The sequence below is a fragment of the Breznakiella homolactica genome, from assembly GCF_016616095.2.
Taxonomy (GTDB): domain Bacteria; phylum Spirochaetota; class Spirochaetia; order Treponematales; family Breznakiellaceae; genus Breznakiella; species Breznakiella homolactica.
The window spans coordinates 3,543,767-3,562,856 of record NZ_CP067089.2 but is presented as its reverse complement, the minus strand read 5'-3'; the positions used below and the strand labels follow the sequence as shown (position 1 = coordinate 3,562,856).

The following is a 19,090-nucleotide window of genomic DNA, read 5'->3' as shown; positions in this document are numbered from 1 at the left end:
TATAGTGTTTTCTGATAAAGACTGCACTTTCAAATAAAATCCCGGTACAATGTATTTTTTAAAAGCCATAATAGCCATACCGGTACTCTATCAACTTTTTTCTTCCTTTCAAACTGTATATTATATGAGTAATTTAAAACATCATTTCCATTCTTTACATCAACCTCAAATTCAAAATTAAAATTTTTAATATCATCATACTTAAGATGCGTATCATTAAAAACAATAGTTATTAAGAAGGGATTTTCTCCTCTGTTTCTTAGATCAATAAACTTGTTTCTTTGAGTTTCTTCTATTTCAAAATCCGTAAAACTATAAAACATTTTTATACCATCTGCGGTATATTCTGACAATCTAATTTCAGAAATGTTTTCTGATAAATTGATGGTTGTCTTCCCCATATACAGTGACAAGTTTTTTAAAAGTATTCCGGAATCAATATCAGTATTCTTGTTATCTAGTGTAATGCTTAGCTGATACGGCTGTTTAAGAACTATTCTTTCTCTTGTATCATTTAGTATTTTAACGAATCCATCACTTATTCTTGTCATTGGCGTGACATCAATCTTTATACCAGCTCTTTCCAGATTCTCTTTTAGAATTTTATCTTTTATAAAATAACCAAACTCAGTGTTTACGGTTTTAAAACCTAAACTCACGAATAATATTAAACCAGTTAAGATTAATACAAGAATGACAATTAATACAGTATTTTTCATATTTTATAAAAATAACTATTATAATGATCCAATATTTGTACGAAATTCCGATTTAAAAATGAAGCATCCGGTTTTTTCCTGGAATCATAACCTATTATAATTTTTTCTATATGTGTTATTTTCTCATCAATATAATTATTGATTATTTCTACGCGCGGCTCCAGTCCTAACTCGGCACCAGACTTTTTCTTTTCCAATAATGTATTAACGGCATTTAATAATTCTTTATCAGAAATGAGTGATAATAAGGTTGAAAATTCCATAGGAGGCGGTTCATTTTTTTCTTCAATCCATTGGCATGCTAATACTGGTCTTAATACATAAAAATATTTTTTAATTTTTACATTTTCACCCTGCAGAAATTCCCGGTTATTCCGTTTCCCCATATGTAAATAATGATAAATCGATGATATTGGTGAAAAATACAACTTTGATATTTCTGTTGCTTTATCAAAGAAAAAATCCTCTTTATAATAGACGATTGGTGATCGAAACCACTCAAATATTACCGGATTTGATTTATTAATTAAGAACAAAGCCTTTTGGAGATCCCATCCGGAATAATCATATTCATCTATTATTGGATATTCTATTACATCACGTTTTGGCAGAATATATAAATACCAGTCTTTTTTATGACAGTAAATAAATCTAACATCATAATCACTATCCGTTGACTCGAATCCCCATGCTCTTGAACCTGATTCTACCGCATAGAGTATTTTTACTTCATGTTCTTTCTCTATATTCAGAAGCCGTTCCTGGATACGCAGAAATATTTTATGATTCATATCATTAGTCCTCCGGGATTATTTTAAGGTATATAATAGTATTAATAAAACTAGGAAATGTTATAATAGAATATATGAGTTTTGATATTAATTACAACTAAGTTATTCATGGGAAAATGTGGTAAACGGTTACTCATAAAAATGATATTAATGAGTGAGAGTCAACAATAAAATATTCGATATTTGATCATTAAATATGTTCTATTTTAAGAATCACTCTGCACCGCGTACAACTTAAACAGGATATATGAGACCAGCCGCTAAACTAATGAGCAACGTATTACTTAGTTTCAATTAGAACCGTTCATCGATGGCAGGTTTTATACAAACACTGTACATACAATAATTAGCACCCTTTGTTTCAACATACCAATTTTGTGCAAGCATACTAGAAGGTGAATTTCCAAATAGTACAACAGGTCCTTTTTTATATTGCTTCTTGTAAATACTGAAATACCCTTTTAAATTAGATGCCATCGAATCCATTCGAGTGACGTTCATTCGTTTACGTTCAAATTCAATTAACCATTTTGGTAAAAATGGCTGCTTATCTGGATACAGTATAAAGACATCAATATCCTGATCACTATCAAAAGAAAAGCATACCTCATCTTCATTAATCATTTTATCATCACCATGTGTTTTAATATGCAAACAACCTGACAACTCATCAGGAACATAATCAAATTGATATAATCTATCAACATACTGATGATGTGAAGGTACCAGTTTTCCAATTTCATATATTTTTCCACTGGCAGTACATAAATTTGATATCATAACTCTTTCCCCTTCTTAAGATTGATATAGTACTTTGTCAATGATTTTATCCTCCTAAAGAATGAAGTGGTATTTATTGCGCATAACGTTACAGATATACGACGTTTAGTGAGCCCACCCGGGACGAAGCCAATGTGGTTGAGCGGAGGCGTGGGAACGAGCGACTAGCGGGAGCGACTGACCTAGCCGTAGCGAAACCAGAGCCGCCCGTAGGGAGGAGCGGAGCGTATAGCGTTTGTTAGACGTCGTTTTTTCGTTTGCTCTTTTTAATTTTACTTATAAGATACCAAATTAAATTAGTAAATATTATGATACCAGCCAGTACATGAGCCCAATTTTGAACAGGTTGTCCTCTAAAACTTCCACTTGTCTCTGAAAGCCAATTAAAAATATTTCCTTTTGTATATTTATACTCTCTAATTTCATTTGCCTTGATTAATACATTTTGCAAGTCTTGTTCGCCAGTTACTAATGTTAAATATCCTTTAATTTTATATACAAATTCTTTATTATTATTTGGGAAGAAACTTTCAGAAAATATTATTTCCATAACATTTACATCTTTATTTATATTATTAATTTTTATAATCATTGGTTTTTCAGGAATAAAAACATAGTGAACATTAAAAAAAGAATCCTTTACATCATCATCTTTTAATTGGATCTTTCCAAATAAATTTATCTCTTTTGATATTTGGTAATTATTCAATTCGATTATACTAAATATATTTTGAGTATTAAATAAAAATATTATACAGGTTATAACAAAATATTTTCTCAAGCATTATTTCCAATATTTATTCTTAGGATGTTTCAGAAAAAATGACGCCTAATGTTACAGCTATACGACGTTTGCTGAGGCCAACCGGGCCGAAGCAAATGTGGTTGAGCGGAGGCGTGGGAAGCGCAGCTGACCTAGCCGTAGCGAAACCCGAGCCGCCCGAATGGGCGGCGCAGCGTATAGCGTTTGTTAGACGACGTTTTTTTTATAAAATGTTTTCTTCAAAACTCTTACTTTTCTATGATAATTGAATCCTGCAATAATATTAATCACTATATAGAATCCAATAAGAATACTTTTAAGTATTATTTCTTCATTTGTTGAAAAATGAATTAATGGAATAGATGATCCTTTCAATGGTGTAAATAAATACATAAAAATAATAACTATAATTAGAGTGCTTCCTCCAAAAAGAGTTAACCAATTATAAAATATTTTGAGTTTTTCATTCTCATATTTATCTTTTTTATTCATAAGCTTCTTCTTCAATAAGGTCTTTGCAACAAGTTTCTTTATCTATGGATCGTTCAAATTGAATATGTTGATTTTCAATATTATTAAGTCATTATCTATCTGATCATATTAGAATTATTTTATGTGACTAAATTAATAATAAAATAACTGAAATAACTTTTTTCAAAAATAAACGATTTTTAATAAAATTATCAAAGGTTCTTTTTCAAATGAATTTCAGTTTTCTACATTATCCACTAAGTCAAAAAAATGTCGCATAACGTTACAGCTATACGACGTTGCCCAAGCGCAACCGGCGCGAGGGCAATGTGGTTGAGTGGAGGCGTGGGAACGTACGTGACCTAGCCGCAGCGAAACCCGAGCACCGACCGTAGGGAGGAGCGGAGCGTATAGCGTTTGTTATGTGCTGTTTTGCCTGTTACGGCATATATTCTTCTATATATTTCTTTAGATTTATTATCTTTGGTTTCTTTATTTTTACTTCTTCAAAATCTTTATCACCACTTATCAGTATATCTGCATTTGATTCTATTGCAGATGCTAATATTGGTATATCACAGTCATCTCTTATTTCTGGATATTTAGTCTTATCAAAATTATGAAAATCTATTAATTCATACTCTAAACTATTTAAAAAAGCGTTCACTATTTTAATTCGACCAGGAAATTTTCTCTTACATACACTTTTTACTTCTTCTATTGTTTGTTTACATAGTATAATTTTATGATTAGTAATTATGTGTTGAAATACTTTTGCAACTATTGATTCGGGAAATAAGCCTGCAGATATAATTATATTAGTATCAACAAAAATGCGCATATATCATTTCTTTTTTCGTATGTCTTTTACATATTTTACTACATCATCAGAATCTTTAAATCCAGCCTCTTTGGAAGCACCTTTCATTTCTTTTTGAAATACTTTTAATGCCACAGATGATGAATTCTCCAAATAATACTTTCCATTTTCTTTGAAGAATATAATTTTATCACCCTGCTTTATATTCAATTCTTCCCGAATATCCTGAGGAATCGTTATTTGTCCTTTTGATGTTACTTTTGCTATTTCCATCCTTACTTTCCTTACATATAAGAATATACTAAAACAAACAATATTTGTCAAGAAATTTTATATTATTTCATGTACATCTTTGGAAAAATAAATATTCTTTCGGTTGTTATATTATATATAAAATCTTAGGCAAAATTGCACATAACGTCCCGGGTGTATCCGACGTTGGAAAGCAGCGAATAGGACTTGCGTAGCAAGGCCGCTGCTGGCCAATGTGCCGGAGTGAGGCATGGGAAGCGTAGCTGACCTAGCCGAACGCAGGCCAGCGAACATAGTGAGCGTCCGCGGATACACGCTGTTATGTGCAGTGTCCACATTTCAGATTAGTCCGCTAGTATGTAAATACTATTTATACATGTATCATCCCATCTATCGCCTTTGTATACATCTAATATTTCAACTTCTATATAATCAATGATTATTCCTGAATTCCAATATTCATTATAACTATATGGAAATTGTATATATTGGTAATGCGGACTGTCGTTAATTTCAAAATCCGTAAAGTTCCCTGTTTCTCCATAATATATGCGGATTTTTTTTACTCTATTATTATTTACATATAAATTCGGCCTGTTATAATCTACAAACCCATTCGATAGTAACATTCCAAAAAAATAATTATTCTCTTTTCTTGTTATTTTTATTTTTTCACCAATACCAGCCCCATCAATACCTTCAACCCATGGTATTAGTTTATTTAGATTTAGTATATTTTCTGCACTATACAATATATTTTTTTCTTGTAATTCTGAACTTGCTTGAGCAGTCACTTTATTTTTTCCATCAATAGTATATTTCCATCCAAATAATTCATAAATTAATTCATTATCCTTGTTATAAAAAGAAATATAAAGATGATTTGCTGGTTCGTCATATAAAACCAAATATTTCTTTTCTCCGTTTTCTTCACCATTAAACATTTTTCCGGTATAATTAAAATTAATATATGCAATACCATTGGAAAATTCCCATGTAATCATATATTCTTCTTTATTAGTTAAAATTTTATATTCCGGACTAAATATTTTTTCAGATTCTTCAAAGATTATTTTAGTATCAGTTAAGGTTATTGATCGAGACAAATCACTAGCTGAATAATTTAGACAAAATAAAAAGCTAGTTTTAAAAATACATAATATTATGAAAAACCATCTTCTTTTCATTAACTGCTCCTTTAGGAACTTGTTGTTTTAGTTCTTAGGACCATTTTTGTGGACATTGCACATAACGTCCCGGGTGTATCCGACGTTGGACAGCAGCTAATAAGGACTTGCGTAGCAAGGCCGCTGCTGTCCAATGTGCCGAAGTGAGGCGTGGGAATGAAATGACCTAGCCGAACGCAGGCCAGCGAACGTAGTGAGCGTCCGCGGATACACGCTGTTAGATGCAGTTGGTCGTGATTATTTGTATAATCTCAATTCTTTAATTACTTTAGATATATTTACAAAATCATTATCACTGTGCAATAAGTACAAATTATTTTCTATTGCTGTTTGCGCTATTATTAAATCAATACTACTTCGGACTGTAACCCCTGCTTTTCGACATTTGAAATACATAAAAGCTGCTTTTTCATATGAATGATTTCCATTGTGGATATCATAAAATAGTACTGTTTGCAAATATTCCTTTAATTCATCAAATTCTTTTTCAGTTTTTGAACCCTGTAAGATTTCCTGATAAATAACATTATTTATTCCAAAGGGAACATTGTTTTCAATTATTTCATCAAATTGTTGATATGCCTTACCTACAGCACCTTTGAAATATCCTATCAATACAGAAGTGTCCACAAGAATCATTTTTTTTCTCTCATAGATTTATAATCATAATCGTCTCTAAATTGGATTTTTCCTCTCAAATCTTTTAAGTTTTTACGCTTTCTATTATTTACATATTCTTGTAAAGCCGTCTCAACTAATTCTTTTTTTGTTGTAATATTCGTAGAATATTTAAAAGCTTCTTCGACAAGCTCATCATTTAATACAATATTTGTTCTCATGAAACACCTCTATACACATAATAATACACATTTATTGAATATTCAAGTGTTTTGGAGAGTTTTTATTGATTGTATTTTATTAAGACAATTTCTTTCGACCAATTGCATCTAACGTTACAGCTATACGACGTTGCCTGAGCGCAACCGGCGCGAAGGCAATGTGGTTGAGCGGAGGCGTGGGAAGCGAAGCTGACCTAGCCGCAGCGAAACCCGAGCCGCCCACCAGGGCGGCGCAGCGTATAGCGTTTGTTAGGCGCAGTAATGCATATTTTCAATCCGCATACATAAAATCATATAACACTATTGTTCCTATTACATCAGGCCACATTTCATATGATGATAAATATTCTCTGACAGGAATTATCGTCGTATCTACCCATTTTTCATACAATATAAGAAATATTTTTGCTTTATAAACTATTGTTCTATTAAATGGATTCATTACAGTTAGCATCATAAAATTATGTTCTCTTGTATCTTCATCTTTTACAATTTGTTTAAAATCAACTATTATTGTGTTTTCCTCATCTGTAACTTCTTTAACTGCTTTTAATAAAATTTTCTCATTTTCTGTTTCGATTAACTCAAAATTTACTATTTCCCCAGGAAATAATTGAATTGTTTCTTTTTCAAAAACATAAGGTATTTCTGGACCATCAAATTCCCAATACGTTTCATTATCTATTGCGAGATGTAATAAATATGAATCCCGTATAAGTAATTGTTCTTGCGCATTTATTTGAAAAACACCTGTTAGAAAAACGATAAAAAATATCTTTTTCATTTCTCTATACCTCGAACATATCTATTTTTTCTTGAGTATAGTTATCACTATAAAATACATTTATGATTTTTATTTTATCAATAATGTGTGTATTAAATTCTTCTAATTCCTCTGAAGGAATCCATAATTCTTCGCATATTGATGACCCAACTATATGTTTTTCAAATTTATTTCCATAATCATCATCTATCGTGAATTGTGTTACTATTCCGATAAAATCAGAATCCTTATCTTTTGTATTCCATTCACTTGCTATTTTTTCTGCATATTTTTTATTTAAAACAGGGTAAAAAATTGGCTGCCAATATAATCGCGGTGGAAATAATTTGTAATTTGAATCTTTAATCAAATCATATTCTTTTTTACCAACAGGTCTATATAAAATCATTTCTTCTCCAAGTTTTGCATTATTGCGCCTAACGTTACAGCTATACGACGTTGCCTGAGCGTAACCGACGCGAAGGCAATGTGGTTGAGTGGAGGCGTGGGAAGCGTAGCTGACCTAGCCAAAGCGAAACCCGAGGAGGAGCGTAGCGACGACGTAGCGTATAGCGTTTGTTAGGTGCAGTATTTAGTTGTTGCTATAGCGCAATATATTCATATATGCTTCTTCTGCCTCTTCTTCATTTCCAAGTGCCTTTTGTATATACCATTTTACAGCATACGCATTTGGGTTCGTGTCATCTATTCTTAATGATTTGGTTATCCATCCATCTGCAATTTCATAATTTCCTAAATGATAATTTAGGGCTCCTAAATTATTTAATGTCACTACATCTGTATTATCAACATTGTATGATTGCGTTAAGTATATTTCTGCATTTTTATAATCTTCGATTTCCATATACCCTAATCCGATTTTTCCCAATATAATTGAATCATTAGGTTTTAATTCATTTGCTTTAAGATTATCATTTATAAAATTATTCATTTGTTTTAAATCCCAATATGAAGTTGCTCTTTTTATATATATTTCGTATTCATGTGGGTATTTTTCTAGTAATTTTGAGTAATAATTGACTTCACCTTCAATATCATTTTTATAATATAAAATGTCTCCTTTAAGAAACAGTATTTCTAAATCATCTGGAAATTTTTCAGCAGCTTCCTGAAAATCCCGTTCTGCATTATCAAAAAATAATGTCTGATTAGAGTCTATTGATTGAGTCAATTCTAAATATTCCTTAATACGTAAAATATAATACTCTTTTGATTGAAATTGCACATTTGGATCGTCAATTATAATTTCAAAGCCCTTTATTTCAGCAAACAAGCTCATGCTTAAAAGCAAATAAATGAAAAAACAACCTTTTCTCAACATTTTAATCTCCAAAATTATTTTACAGTATTATCAACAACTAAATATTGCACCTAACGTTACAGCTATACGACGTTGCCTGAGCGTAACCAACGCGAAGGCAATGTGGTTGAGCGGAGGCGTGGGAAGCGCAGCTGACCTAGCCGTAGCGAAACCCGAGCCGCCCGAATGGGCGGCGCAGCGTATAGCGTTTGTTAGACGCAGTTCGACTTTTACATTTGATTTATCAGGGATTGTATTTTTATCCCATTATATTCTGTTCTTTGGGATATATTTCCTATACTTATATATTGAACAATTCTTGATTCGGTCTGTCCTAATATCTTATTTACAGCTTTTACCGTACTTAATGTTTCTATTATATCATCAACAAATAGAATATTATTTCTTCCTTCTAATAAGGCTTTCTCGATTTCTATTCCATCTGTTTCATTTTTCCAGTTGATAAATTCCTCTACGTATTTTTCTTTTGTATATGTTATCTTATTCAATTTCCGAAAAATGAGTAATGGCTTTCCAGTCTTCGCACTAAGCGGAGCGGCATATATAATTCCACCCATTTCTACCGTTGCTATTGCATCATACTCTATATCTTTTATTAAAACTTCAAAATCTTGTATAATTTGCTTTAATAATCCAGTCTTACTCCAGATAGGTCCTATTTCTATTTTTTTTGCTATAATTTTTATTGATTCTTTCCAATTTGCCATTATTTCTTTTCCAGTTCTACTATATAAACCATTCTACATCAGTACCAAAATGTTGTTTTCCATATTCTATTCTCTCTGATAATGTTGAAAAATGTATTTCTAATTTATTTCCACTATCATCATATAAATAGAGAGAATTACCTTCTGTTTGATTAGATTGCCATTCGGTAATATTATTTTGCTTTATCTTTTCTATAAAATGCAAATATTTTTCTTTCGGTACATTAAAACATATATGAGCATAATTATCTGATTTCTCATAATTTGGCCGTTCATCTAATGCAATCCAGACTTGGCCGGCGGTAAAATAGGCACTTCGTTTTGATTTCATTATCGGTGTTAATTCCAGAACATTTTTATAAAAAGTAAATGCTGAATCAATATCCTTCACCGAGATTGTTATATGGTTTATTCCATTTACCATAAAATGTTCCTTTAGTCATCATACAGCTTTTGAAGAGTATTGTCGAATTGCGTCTAACGTTACAAGCTATACGACGTTTGTGCGGGCTAGCCGAGCCCGCACAAATGTGGTTGAGCGGAGGCGTGGGAACGAATGTGACCTAGCCGGAGCGATACCCGAGGAGGCACAAAGTGCCGACGAAGCGTGTAGCGGTTGTTAGGCGACGTCTTTTTTGGAGACCTTCGTAGAAGGTCCTCCATTTCTTTTTTCTTTCTAATTTCGTCATCTTTCTTTTTTAAATTTACTTTTTCTTACCTATGTCTTAAATTTTATTCCTAAAAAAGGTTCCAGAAATGGTCCAAAAAATATGTCGCCTAACGTTACAGCTATACGACGTTTGCCGAGCGCAACCGGCGCGAGGCAAATGTGGTTGAGCGGAGGCGTGGGAAGCGTAGCTGACCTAGCCGTAGCGAAACCCGAGCCGCCCGAATGGGCGGCGCAGCGTATAGCGTTTGTTATGTGCTGGTTTTTTGCTTTTTCCAATTATTTATTTTTTATTTAACTGTTAATACTTCTATTTCGTTTCCAACAACTGTGATTACTTGATTATCACAGATAGGACGTAAATTATATTTTTTTGAGTATAATCTAATAATTTCTTTTGCTATTTTATTATGTGAATTATAATGAGGTACTATTGAAAAATCTACAACTGAAAGGGCTGTAAAATCATTTTTTAGTCCAGGAGCCATATTTAAATCATCCGGCTCATACATATATTTTTCATATTTTATTGTTTTTGAAACAATCATTGATCCAGCAGAACATCCTATATATATTTTCCCTTTTCTAATATGCTCTTTAATTAGTTCATCAGTTCCAGTCCTTTTAAGTTCCTGCAATAGGAAAAATGTATTTCCGCCTTCCATAAAAATATAGTCTGCTTCCAATATTTTTTGTTCGATTTTATTTTTAGGTGCTTTTGAAATTTCGAGCTCATCAAGTACCAAGCCTAATTTCTCCAATTCTTTTTTATCAGTATCTACATAATAATTTACTTCTTCCACAATACTAGCTGTTGGTATAAAAACTACTTTTTTATTCAAACAGGTGTTTTCTGTAAAATTGGCAAATAATTTAGACACACATGCAAAATAGGATGTCAAAAATAGTTTTATCATAAAATTGCCTTAATTATACCTTTTGTTTTGTCTCTTTATTTTCCAATTAATTCAAAAAACTTGCACATAACGTTACAGCTATACGACGTTGCCTGAACGCAACCGGCGCGAAGGCAATGTGGTTGAGCGGAGGCGTGGGAACGAAGTGACCTAGCCGAAGCGAAACCCGAGGAGGAGCGAAGCGATGACGTAGCGTATAGCGTTTGTTAGGTGCAGTACCCAACATTACAAATCTATTGTAGCATTTTTTGTAACAATGGTATAAATTTATCATAATCTGAAGACACTGCTCTTTTGATTAGTTTTTGGGCAAAACGAACCTTACTATCATCTCTGATTTTTACATCAATAATTTTATTCTCAATATTTCTTATTGCTTCAGCAGAACCAGGCATATCATTGATAATTAAACCAATAAATTCATCATTAAACATTAATTCTATATCTGATGGTAAAATAAAATAATCTTCATTATTTTTAAATACAATATTAGATTTCTTTAATCTTTACTGTAATCCTCTTAAAGCTTTCCCTCCAGCATCATCTCCATCTAAAATTAATTTACATTTTATACTATTATTATCAATTTCGCTAATATAACGTTCATATGTATAACAAGCAGAAACTGCAGATTTAGCAGGATGTATCCTAATATCATTAACGTCAAAATTAAAAGTTATCATTTTTTCATTTTTGAGTTTTTTTTTTGCATCTTCTATAATAATTTGATCAGAAAGCCCTTCCACAATAATATTGATAGGCCATAAAATCAATGAATCAAAAATTGATATTCCCAAAATATTTCTTGCTTCTTCCCAGTCATTACTAACTATTTCTGAAGAAAAAGGTGATTTTTCTGATTTTTTTACAATAAAGATATTTCCTTCATTTTTCGGTATAAAATGACCATTATGGGTTGTAATTATTGTTTATATTTCATTTGTAAATGATTTAAGCGTTCTAGCCATTTCCCTTTGTTTCCGTGGATGAAGAAATGATTCTGGTTCTTCTATCGCCCATATATATGTTGAAATAGAATTATGTCGTTGCGGGTAATTATCCGCAATATATTTTAATAAGAATATTAAACTACTTGTCTGTAAACCAGCACCTTTACTTGAAATGGGTGTTTGATATTCATCTGCAATTTCGATTTTTAATTCTGAAATTAATGTCTCTAAACTATTAAATGGTAGTCCTAAACTTAATTTAGATACTTCTTCAAATATTTCTTTCATAGTTGAAGTAACACCTTCACTTCCTTCGTCTAACTTAGGCTTTAGCGAACTTAACAAATTTTCTATTGAAATATTTATTTTTCTTCTATATTCTACAGCTCCACTATATCCGCCAAATAGTATTTGAATTAGTTCATTTGATAATTCATTTTTTATTAAATAAGAAATATCCCTACCAACTGGTAAATATTTATATTTTACACTTGTTCGCACAGCAGAAACAATTTTTTCTGTTAATTCACCTTTTATATTCCTAAACCCCTTCTTTCCAATAAAAGACCAAGCTTTTGAATTATTCTTTGAATAACTTAATTGCAACCGAACGAGATTATCTTCTAGTCGTTGCTGATCTGATCCATCTTCTATTGCTTTTATTGCATTTGTTATTTTTTTTCTTTTAATGGATCATACTGAAGTGTAACAATTACTTTAGTTCGAGCTTGTCTACTCAAATTCACATCTTGGGGATAATCAATTTGAGGATTGTACTTATCATTATCAACTTTATCATTGAAAAATAAATTTAAAGCCCTTAATATATTTGACTTTCCAGAGTTGTTCTCTCCTACAATCACAGTATAATTTGAAAAATCAATCTCCAAAGGCTTCTCTATAATTGATCGAAAATTTTCAATGGTCACGTCTATTAATCTAATCATGCTTTAATCCTTAATAACAAGAAAATTTTGGGTATTGCACCTAACGTCCCGGGTGTATCCGACGTTGGACAGCAGCTTATAAGGACTTGCGCAAGCAAGGCCGCTGCTGGCCAATGTGCCGAAGTGAGGCGTGGGAAGCGCAAGCTGACCTAGCCGAACGCAGGCCAGCGCACGAAGTGCGCGTCTGCGGATACACGCTGTTAGCTGCAGTGCCATCTATAATTTTTATTTTCTTATTTCTTTTCACTTGGATCATCAGGATACAGTTCATCCACAGGTATTAACTCGTTTTTATCTTCGATTGGTTCAATATCTTCATCTAATTCTAATTCTAATTCCAATTCATCATCTTCATAATTTATTTTAAAATCATCTTTAAAATTATAATCATCTCCACAATATCCTGTTGGAAGGTTTTTAATGAGTTCATATTCTTCAATTAATTTATATTCTTTCCATTTTTTTCCAAACCTAGACATTACATTAAAATAGAGTATGGCCTGCTCTGCATTACTTAACTGAGATCTTAGCACCTTAATATAAGATTTTTTTTGTTTTTTTGATAAATCTTTATCATTATGAATAAGCATAATTGCATTAAACATATTTCGAAAATATGCGCTTAAAGAAGTTTGATTGGTTCTTCCGATATTTTTTGATTTACCCATCTTGTTTTCTAATACTTTTTTATAAATTTTTTGTGATAATCCATTATCGTATTTCTTTAAAATATGAAGATCATTCCTTTCCCATTTATCATTAATTCCATAATAGAATATCATATAGCCTACATCAATTCTTCCATTTCTATCCAGCTTCTTCTTTAAGTCATTATTAATTTCTCTTACAATTTCCAAACAATCCATTAATTGTAATCTGAAAATAATAAAACTACGCTGTCCAGAAATGTTAACCTTTTTAGATGTTCTATAATCAGAAATATTTATAGATTTTACATTGTCTCTATGATAATCAAGCATTTTATAAAATTTATTCTCAAGTTGAGATATTTTCATTTGTTTATTTTGAAAAATAAATGTAGAAACTATTAAAATTGATCCGGCAATACTTGCTGTAGTACCTACTAATCCTTGAAAAAAAATCCCAAAATCAGTTGCTAAATCCTTATCAATAATTCCACCCATATTAAAATAAGTAGGATTAAAAATAATCGCAAAGAATAAAACAACACCTATTATTATAAATATATAACCAATAAATTTTATAATTATAGAAAAAATATTATTTATTGAATTCATTTATTTGCCTTTTATTATTCCGTTGAGTGATAATCATTACATGAAGTTATGGCATTGCAGCTAACGTGACAAGCTATACGACGTTGGGTGAGCGCAACCGGCGCGAACCCAATGTGGCTGAGCGGAGGCGTGGGAGTCTTTAGACGACCTAGCCGCAGCGATGCCCGAGGAGGCCCTACGGGCCGACGCAGCGTATAGCGGTTGTTAGGCGGCGTCTTTTTTGGAGACCTTCGTAGAAGGTCCTCCAGCTCCTCCCCTACTTTCTCTTTTCACTTTCTTTCTTGCTAATAATCTTTTTTCTTACTTCCATCTTAAATTTTATTATTATAAAGGTTCCAGCTATGATCCAAAAAATATGTCGCCTAACGTTACAGCTATACGACGTTTGCCGAGGCCAACCGGGCCGAGGCAAATGTGGTTGAGCGGAGGCGTGGGAAGCGTAGCTGACCTAGCCGTAGCGAAACCCGAGGAGGCCCAACGGGCCGACGCAGCGTATAGCGGTTGTTAGGTGGCGTCTTTTTTGGAGACCTTCGTAGAAGGTCCTCCAGCTTCTCCCCTACTCTCTTACGTCATTATTCTTCTTTTTAAATCTTATTATTTCTTACTTCCGTCTTAAATTTTATTATTAAAAAGGTTCCAGCAATGGTCCAAAAAATATGACACCTAACGTTACAGCTATACGACGTTTGTGCGGGCTAACCGAGCCCGCACAAATGTGGTTGAGCGGAGGCGTGGGAAGCGTAGCTGACCTAGCCGCAGCGAAACCCGAGCACCGACCGTAGGGAGGAGCGGAGCGTATAGCGTTTGTTATGTGCATTTTTTGAATTATAGCACATTATGCAATTTTACAAATGTAAAGTTAATAGTTGCATGTCTTTTCGTTGGTTGCCTTATAAATACTTCTATTAATACTTTATTTTTATTTGTACTGTTTCTTATTTTATTTATTATTTCTTCATTAAATTGTTCAAGTTCTATCACTGTAATAACTTTTCCTTCTTCTGTAATATCATACACAGTATTTCCGGAATATAATAATTTTTTTATTGATGATATGTATGAGTGAGGTCCATCGGTGATTACAAATCCATCACATTCTATTATTGTGTCTTCCTCTTCCCAGCCTTTTCTTAAAACTTTTGTATAATAACCTTCCAACGTTGCTAATCCAAATAAATATGTACCATTCCCATAATAATCAAATAGAAAGTCAGTAGGTGTATCTTCAATAAGATTAAATTCCACCGCCCTATTTTCATAATCTTCTTCATATTCAATAATTTCATTATATCCTTTAACAATTTGATATCTTTTAGTTTGCTGAATTATTCGTTCCTTTAAAGTATTGATTTCTTCGGACAACTTTCTATTATTATCACGTAATTTGACCAGTTCATCCATTATTTTATGATATTCATTTTTATTAATGGTTATTTCATCATCATTCTTAGAAGATTTACAAGAAAAGAATAAAACGATGATCAATAGTAAGATTACTTTATATTTCACAGAATAGTCTCCAAGAAAGTTTAATTCAAAAATTGCACATAACATTACAGCTATACGACGTTGCCTGAGCGTAACCGACGCGAAGGCAATGTGGTTGAGCGGAGGCGTGGGAACGCATGTGACCTAGCCGTAGCGAAACCCGAGCCGCCCGCCAGGGCGGCGTAGCGTATAGCGTTTGTTTGGCGAAGTTTGGGCCTTTATTCAAAATCCCATTTATAATTCAACAAATATTCAAAAAGACCTATACATCCTTTTGCTTTATAAAGTGTTACCTTATATTTTTCATTATCATTAGTAATTATTACTATGACAGAATTTCCACTCATGATTTTTTTTACATCTTTATCATATAAATAGATTCTCTTTATAGTTGCATTTTCTATTACTTCAAATCGATTTTCATAAAATATATATTGTATTCTTTTATTAATTTGTACATTTATTCCTTTCTTTTGCAATTCTTGAATGTTTTTTAATTTAATCTTTTCATAATTCTTTTCTACAAATTCTTTTATTTCGCTTTTTAATTTTTTACCATTAATTCTTATAGTTATTTTTCCATTACTTGAATAAATATTTATTGCAGATTCTCCACTCGTATTTATAAAAGCAAAACCTACAATGTCTTCAATGACACATTCCTTCTTTAATAAGAGTGGTATTTTCACTATTATTTTATTTTCAGTGAAAATATATTTAATAAAAATTATTAGCGTATAAATCGAAAATAAAAAAAGACAAAATGTTGATAGAATTAAGAGAAAATTTGTTGAATCATCCCTGCGGGATAAAGAAAAGATTATTCCATATATGAAAAATAAATCTATAAATACAATTAATAATCTATAAAAAAGAGGTAAGTGTATTGTTTTATCCATACTGTTTGTTTTCAAAATCATTTTCAAAGCATTTGTTCAGAAACGTTGCCCAAATTTCGCCTAACGTTACAGCTATACGACGTTGCCTGAGCGTAACCAACGCGAAGGCAATTTGGTTGAGCGGAGGCGTGGGAAGCGCAGCTGACCTAGCCGCAGCGAAACCCGAGCCGCCCGAATGGGCGGCGCAGCGTATAGCGTTTGTTAGACGCAGTGCCCTATTTATTTAATTCCACAACATCAGTTTTAAATATTTTTTCTCCGAGGCGTTCTTTCTTAATTAAAAAATATATTATTTCAACAGGACCTAATAACCAAGTTATATTCCTTAATAATCTTTGTTTAAAGGATGCTTCTTCCTCAGATCCTTTGACAACTATTTTTAATTTAAGTATTCTTTTTCCAATGCTTCTTTTTCCTAAAACATCACGAATAAGCAGGTAAATAATGAAACAGTACGTAATCAATAATTGTCGACTCATTATTTGGTCACTTCGGATTTTGTCTTGTGTCAAAGGAAGAATAAGAAATATCATCATAAGAAATGCTTGTATAAAACAAGTAACAACAAAATCAATTATTCCGGCAAACAATCTTTTGTTATTCATAATTTCTCCTAATATATAAATAGAGTTTCTGCTTATTTATTAAATATTGATATTTAAATGAATGATAGCATTAAATATTCAAAATAGGAAATGGAATGTTCAATTCAATTTCTATTGAATTATGAAATTTTAATTAAGGTATAAAAAAGCAAACAAGGCAAATTTAAAAATGGAATTATCTATTTCTTGAATAACCAACATAAGTATCATAATATGTATAACTTCTATTATTTAGAAATGATTTTTCAATAAGGGCATAGGGCATTGCGTCTAACGTTACAGCTATACGACGTTTGCCGAGGCCAACCGGGCCGAGGCAAATGTGGTTGAGCGAAGGCGTGGGAAGCGAAGCTGACCTAGCCGTAGCGAAACCCGAGCACCGACCGGAGGGAGGGCGCAGCGTATAGCGTTTGTTAGGCGACGTACACCCGTACTTTTATATTTCATTCAAACATTCTTCTAAATATTCTATATTATGTATCATCGGTTTGGGTAATTTATTTTCTTTTTCAATCTTCTTTAATTTTGCTATACTTACCCATTTTATATTTATTACTTCCATATCTTGTAATTTTGTTCTTTCTATATTTATATTTTCTGTAAATATGTATACATCCCCTATGAAATCATCCAAAACATCACTCTTTATTAATTTCCCATTTTCTTTCCCTACTTTTATTCCAATTTCTTCTTTAATTTCCCTTAAAATTGCATCAATACTTTCTTCTCCTGCCAACACAGCCCCGCCAACACAATCCCATTTATAAGGAAATGTTTTATCTGGATGTCTTTGAATAATTAATATTTCATTATTTTTATTTATAATCCAAGCAAATACAAAAATATGATATTCTCCAATATTTAATGGCTCTCCTCTCTTATGCAACTTATTTAGTTTCTTTCTGTCTTTTGTATATAAATCCCAATATTCCATTTTTTTCTCCGTACATTACCAATTTATTAGTAATGTTCTTCAATATTTCAATAATTTCTAAAAAAACTTAGGGTGTATGTCGCCTAACGTTACAGCTATACGACGTTGCCCGAGGCCAACCGGGCCGAGGGCAATGTGGCTGAGCGGAGGCGTGGGAAGCGCAGCTGACCTAGCCGTAGCGAAACCCGAGCCGCCCGAAAGGGCGGCGCAGCGTATAGCGTTTGTTAGACGAAGTAAGGATTTATTGTTCCCCAGTAATTATTATTTTAAATATTAATTTTGACAATTTTAATATTATTAGTTTATTTATTTGAATAATTGTAAAGAGCACTGTTATCCATAATATAATTGAAACTATTAACAAAATTGCTAATGAAAATCCCTCAAAATTTAAAATATATACTAATACCAAATTAATAAAAAATATAATAAATAATACATCTACTTTCATTAACCAGTTAATATTAAATGCTACTTTTCTAATATTTCCAATTTCTTTTATCGTTCCCTTTATTTCAATATTTTTCCTATATTTTGTTCTATAAGACACTAAATAAAAATTATTATTTTTTATATACCCATCATATTGATAATTTTTTGAAATGTCTCCAAAGAATAATGTAGATATATTACGGACTATCCCAAAGTCGCTTCTGATTATTTTTGATAGATTATTTTCTATTTCTTTTTCTGTTAAACTTGTTTCAAATTCCATTTCATCATATCCTGGTTTTTATGATATACTTTTCAATAAATCAGCATATTATTGATTCGGCTATAATACAAATCTGAGAAACATGATAAAAAACAATTTTAAAAATATTTTGTTTTAAATCATGCTAATGAAAAAATTTTACTGCTACCCCTGTTAAGGATAATAATTATATACAAATTTATGTTTACCAATAGTGAATATATTAAAAACATGTACGGTTTTTCATATAAGGATACACTTCTTATAGAATCAACCAGATATTTTTTATTGCCTGA

General features: G+C 31.8%; 26 protein-coding genes. All 26 read right to left on the bottom strand.

Annotated elements, in window-relative coordinates:
- Nucleotides 1-29: 29 nt before the first annotated feature.
- Nucleotides 30-719 carry a hypothetical protein gene (locus tag JFL75_RS16115; RefSeq protein WP_215627701.1) on the bottom strand — a complete coding sequence of 230 codons (690 nt, stop codon included), beginning with the start codon at nt 717-719 and terminating at the stop codon, nt 30-32.
- Entirely contained in the window at nt 716-1,510 is a 795-nt protein-coding gene (locus tag JFL75_RS16110; RefSeq protein ID WP_215627700.1) for a nucleotidyltransferase domain-containing protein, read from the bottom strand. The genes JFL75_RS16115 and JFL75_RS16110 overlap by 4 nt, the downstream gene beginning before the upstream one ends.
- A gap of 294 nt (nt 1,511-1,804) precedes the next feature.
- Nucleotides 1,805-2,290 (bottom strand): hypothetical protein, encoded by a 486-nt coding sequence (locus JFL75_RS16105; RefSeq protein WP_215627699.1) that lies wholly within the window; start codon nt 2,288-2,290, stop codon nt 1,805-1,807.
- A 238-nt stretch (nt 2,291-2,528) separates the two neighbouring features.
- Nucleotides 2,529-2,999, bottom strand: coding sequence for a hypothetical protein (locus tag JFL75_RS16100; protein ID WP_215627698.1), 471 nt, complete (start codon nt 2,997-2,999; stop codon nt 2,529-2,531).
- Nucleotides 3,000-3,260: 261 nt separating this feature from the next.
- Nucleotides 3,261-3,545 (bottom strand): hypothetical protein, encoded by a 285-nt coding sequence (locus JFL75_RS16095; RefSeq protein WP_215627697.1) that lies wholly within the window; start codon nt 3,543-3,545, stop codon nt 3,261-3,263.
- A gap of 418 nt (nt 3,546-3,963) precedes the next feature.
- On the bottom strand, nt 3,964-4,365 hold the full coding sequence (locus JFL75_RS16090) for a putative toxin-antitoxin system toxin component, PIN family (RefSeq protein WP_215627696.1): 402 nt from the start codon (nt 4,363-4,365) through the stop codon (nt 3,964-3,966).
- A 3-nt stretch (nt 4,366-4,368) separates the two neighbouring features.
- Nucleotides 4,369-4,617: an AbrB/MazE/SpoVT family DNA-binding domain-containing protein gene (locus tag JFL75_RS16085; RefSeq protein ID WP_215627695.1), complete on the bottom strand. Its 249-nt coding sequence runs from the start codon at nt 4,615-4,617 to the stop codon at nt 4,369-4,371.
- A gap of 323 nt (nt 4,618-4,940) precedes the next feature.
- The gene (locus JFL75_RS16080; RefSeq protein ID WP_215627694.1) at nt 4,941-5,783 is read right to left on the bottom strand and encodes an NADase-type glycan-binding domain-containing protein; all 843 of its coding nucleotides are present in this window, start codon (nt 5,781-5,783) and stop codon (nt 4,941-4,943) included.
- A 237-nt stretch (nt 5,784-6,020) separates the two neighbouring features.
- Nucleotides 6,021-6,422: a type II toxin-antitoxin system VapC family toxin gene (gene vapC, locus JFL75_RS16075; RefSeq protein WP_215627693.1), complete on the bottom strand. Its 402-nt coding sequence runs from the start codon at nt 6,420-6,422 to the stop codon at nt 6,021-6,023.
- Nucleotides 6,419-6,622, bottom strand: a complete 204-nt coding sequence (locus JFL75_RS16070) for a type II toxin-antitoxin system VapB family antitoxin (RefSeq protein WP_215627692.1) — start codon at nt 6,620-6,622, stop codon at nt 6,419-6,421. The genes vapC and JFL75_RS16070 overlap by 4 nt, the downstream gene beginning before the upstream one ends.
- A gap of 271 nt (nt 6,623-6,893) precedes the next feature.
- Nucleotides 6,894-7,406, bottom strand: a complete 513-nt coding sequence (locus JFL75_RS16065; protein ID WP_215627691.1) for a hypothetical protein — start codon at nt 7,404-7,406, stop codon at nt 6,894-6,896.
- 4 nt (nt 7,407-7,410) lie between these two features.
- Entirely contained in the window at nt 7,411-7,794 is a 384-nt protein-coding gene (locus tag JFL75_RS16060; protein WP_215627690.1) for a hypothetical protein, read from the bottom strand.
- Nucleotides 7,795-7,977: 183 nt separating this feature from the next.
- On the bottom strand, nt 7,978-8,727 hold the full coding sequence (locus JFL75_RS16055) for a tetratricopeptide repeat protein (RefSeq protein WP_215627689.1): 750 nt from the start codon (nt 8,725-8,727) through the stop codon (nt 7,978-7,980).
- 209 nt (nt 8,728-8,936) lie between these two features.
- Nucleotides 8,937-9,434, bottom strand: coding sequence for a hypothetical protein (locus JFL75_RS16050; RefSeq protein WP_215627688.1), 498 nt, complete (start codon nt 9,432-9,434; stop codon nt 8,937-8,939).
- A 19-nt stretch (nt 9,435-9,453) separates the two neighbouring features.
- A complete protein-coding gene (locus tag JFL75_RS16045) occupies nt 9,454-9,858 on the bottom strand; it encodes a VOC family protein (protein WP_215627687.1) in 405 nt (134 codons plus the stop codon).
- 533 nt (nt 9,859-10,391) lie between these two features.
- On the bottom strand, nt 10,392-11,018 hold the full coding sequence (locus JFL75_RS16040) for a Type 1 glutamine amidotransferase-like domain-containing protein (RefSeq protein ID WP_215627686.1): 627 nt from the start codon (nt 11,016-11,018) through the stop codon (nt 10,392-10,394).
- A 233-nt stretch (nt 11,019-11,251) separates the two neighbouring features.
- The gene (locus JFL75_RS16035) at nt 11,252-11,452 is read right to left on the bottom strand and encodes a hypothetical protein (protein ID WP_215627685.1); all 201 of its coding nucleotides are present in this window, start codon (nt 11,450-11,452) and stop codon (nt 11,252-11,254) included.
- Between the two features lie 72 nt (nt 11,453-11,524).
- Complete coding sequence (locus tag JFL75_RS16030) at nt 11,525-11,815, bottom strand: hypothetical protein (protein ID WP_215627684.1); 291 nt, start codon at nt 11,813-11,815, stop codon at nt 11,525-11,527.
- Between the two features lie 132 nt (nt 11,816-11,947).
- The gene (locus JFL75_RS16025) at nt 11,948-12,622 is read right to left on the bottom strand and encodes an AAA family ATPase (RefSeq protein ID WP_349629704.1); all 675 of its coding nucleotides are present in this window, start codon (nt 12,620-12,622) and stop codon (nt 11,948-11,950) included.
- 17 nt (nt 12,623-12,639) lie between these two features.
- Nucleotides 12,640-12,915, bottom strand: a complete 276-nt coding sequence (locus JFL75_RS16020; protein ID WP_215627682.1) for an AAA family ATPase — start codon at nt 12,913-12,915, stop codon at nt 12,640-12,642.
- 233 nt (nt 12,916-13,148) lie between these two features.
- Nucleotides 13,149-14,174: a putative phage abortive infection protein gene (locus tag JFL75_RS16015; RefSeq protein WP_215627681.1), complete on the bottom strand. Its 1,026-nt coding sequence runs from the start codon at nt 14,172-14,174 to the stop codon at nt 13,149-13,151.
- Nucleotides 14,175-14,999: 825 nt separating this feature from the next.
- Nucleotides 15,000-15,683, bottom strand: a complete 684-nt coding sequence (locus JFL75_RS16010) for a hypothetical protein (RefSeq protein ID WP_215627680.1) — start codon at nt 15,681-15,683, stop codon at nt 15,000-15,002.
- Between the two features lie 197 nt (nt 15,684-15,880).
- The gene (locus JFL75_RS16005; protein ID WP_215627679.1) at nt 15,881-16,561 is read right to left on the bottom strand and encodes a hypothetical protein; all 681 of its coding nucleotides are present in this window, start codon (nt 16,559-16,561) and stop codon (nt 15,881-15,883) included.
- 215 nt (nt 16,562-16,776) lie between these two features.
- Nucleotides 16,777-17,166 (bottom strand): RDD family protein, encoded by a 390-nt coding sequence (locus JFL75_RS16000; protein WP_215627678.1) that lies wholly within the window; start codon nt 17,164-17,166, stop codon nt 16,777-16,779.
- 436 nt (nt 17,167-17,602) lie between these two features.
- The gene (locus JFL75_RS15995) at nt 17,603-18,100 is read right to left on the bottom strand and encodes an NUDIX hydrolase (RefSeq protein WP_215627677.1); all 498 of its coding nucleotides are present in this window, start codon (nt 18,098-18,100) and stop codon (nt 17,603-17,605) included.
- A 241-nt stretch (nt 18,101-18,341) separates the two neighbouring features.
- Nucleotides 18,342-18,815: a hypothetical protein gene (locus JFL75_RS15990; protein WP_215627676.1), complete on the bottom strand. Its 474-nt coding sequence runs from the start codon at nt 18,813-18,815 to the stop codon at nt 18,342-18,344.
- Between the last annotated feature and the right edge of the window lie 275 nt (nt 18,816-19,090).

Coding starts and splice junctions, on each gene's coding strand:
- JFL75_RS16045 (WP_215627687.1), bottom strand. CDS start 9,858: ATGGTAAATGGAATAAACCATATAACAATCTCGGTGAAGGATATTGAT.
- JFL75_RS16060 (WP_215627690.1), bottom strand. CDS start 7,794: ATGATTTTATATAGACCTGTTGGTAAAAAAGAATATGATTTGATTAAA.
- JFL75_RS16015 (WP_215627681.1), bottom strand. CDS start 14,174: ATGAATTCAATAAATAATATTTTTTCTATAATTATAAAATTTATTGGT.
- JFL75_RS16110 (WP_215627700.1), bottom strand. CDS start 1,510: ATGAATCATAAAATATTTCTGCGTATCCAGGAACGGCTTCTGAATATA.
- JFL75_RS16035 (WP_215627685.1), bottom strand. CDS start 11,452: ATGTTTAATGATGAATTTATTGGTTTAATTATCAATGATATGCCTGGT.
- JFL75_RS15990 (WP_215627676.1), bottom strand. CDS start 18,815: ATGGAATTTGAAACAAGTTTAACAGAAAAAGAAATAGAAAATAATCTA.
- JFL75_RS16055 (WP_215627689.1), bottom strand. CDS start 8,727: ATGTTGAGAAAAGGTTGTTTTTTCATTTATTTGCTTTTAAGCATGAGC.
- JFL75_RS16095 (WP_215627697.1), bottom strand. CDS start 3,545: ATGAATAAAAAAGATAAATATGAGAATGAAAAACTCAAAATATTTTAT.
- JFL75_RS16020 (WP_215627682.1), bottom strand. CDS start 12,915: ATGATTAGATTAATAGACGTGACCATTGAAAATTTTCGATCAATTATA.
- JFL75_RS16070 (WP_215627692.1), bottom strand. CDS start 6,622: ATGAGAACAAATATTGTATTAAATGATGAGCTTGTCGAAGAAGCTTTT.
- JFL75_RS16105 (WP_215627699.1), bottom strand. CDS start 2,290: ATGATATCAAATTTATGTACTGCCAGTGGAAAAATATATGAAATTGGA.
- JFL75_RS16000 (WP_215627678.1), bottom strand. CDS start 17,166: ATGAATAACAAAAGATTGTTTGCCGGAATAATTGATTTTGTTGTTACT.
- JFL75_RS16115 (WP_215627701.1), bottom strand. CDS start 719: ATGAAAAATACTGTATTAATTGTCATTCTTGTATTAATCTTAACTGGT.
- JFL75_RS16005 (WP_215627679.1), bottom strand. CDS start 16,561: ATGGATAAAACAATACACTTACCTCTTTTTTATAGATTATTAATTGTA.
- JFL75_RS16080 (WP_215627694.1), bottom strand. CDS start 5,783: ATGAAAAGAAGATGGTTTTTCATAATATTATGTATTTTTAAAACTAGC.
- JFL75_RS16050 (WP_215627688.1), bottom strand. CDS start 9,434: ATGGCAAATTGGAAAGAATCAATAAAAATTATAGCAAAAAAAATAGAA.
- JFL75_RS15995 (WP_215627677.1), bottom strand. CDS start 18,100: ATGGAATATTGGGATTTATATACAAAAGACAGAAAGAAACTAAATAAG.
- JFL75_RS16085 (WP_215627695.1), bottom strand. CDS start 4,617: ATGGAAATAGCAAAAGTAACATCAAAAGGACAAATAACGATTCCTCAG.
- JFL75_RS16090 (WP_215627696.1), bottom strand. CDS start 4,365: ATGCGCATTTTTGTTGATACTAATATAATTATATCTGCAGGCTTATTT.
- JFL75_RS16065 (WP_215627691.1), bottom strand. CDS start 7,406: ATGAAAAAGATATTTTTTATCGTTTTTCTAACAGGTGTTTTTCAAATA.
- JFL75_RS16040 (WP_215627686.1), bottom strand. CDS start 11,018: ATGATAAAACTATTTTTGACATCCTATTTTGCATGTGTGTCTAAATTA.
- vapC (WP_215627693.1), bottom strand. CDS start 6,422: ATGATTCTTGTGGACACTTCTGTATTGATAGGATATTTCAAAGGTGCT.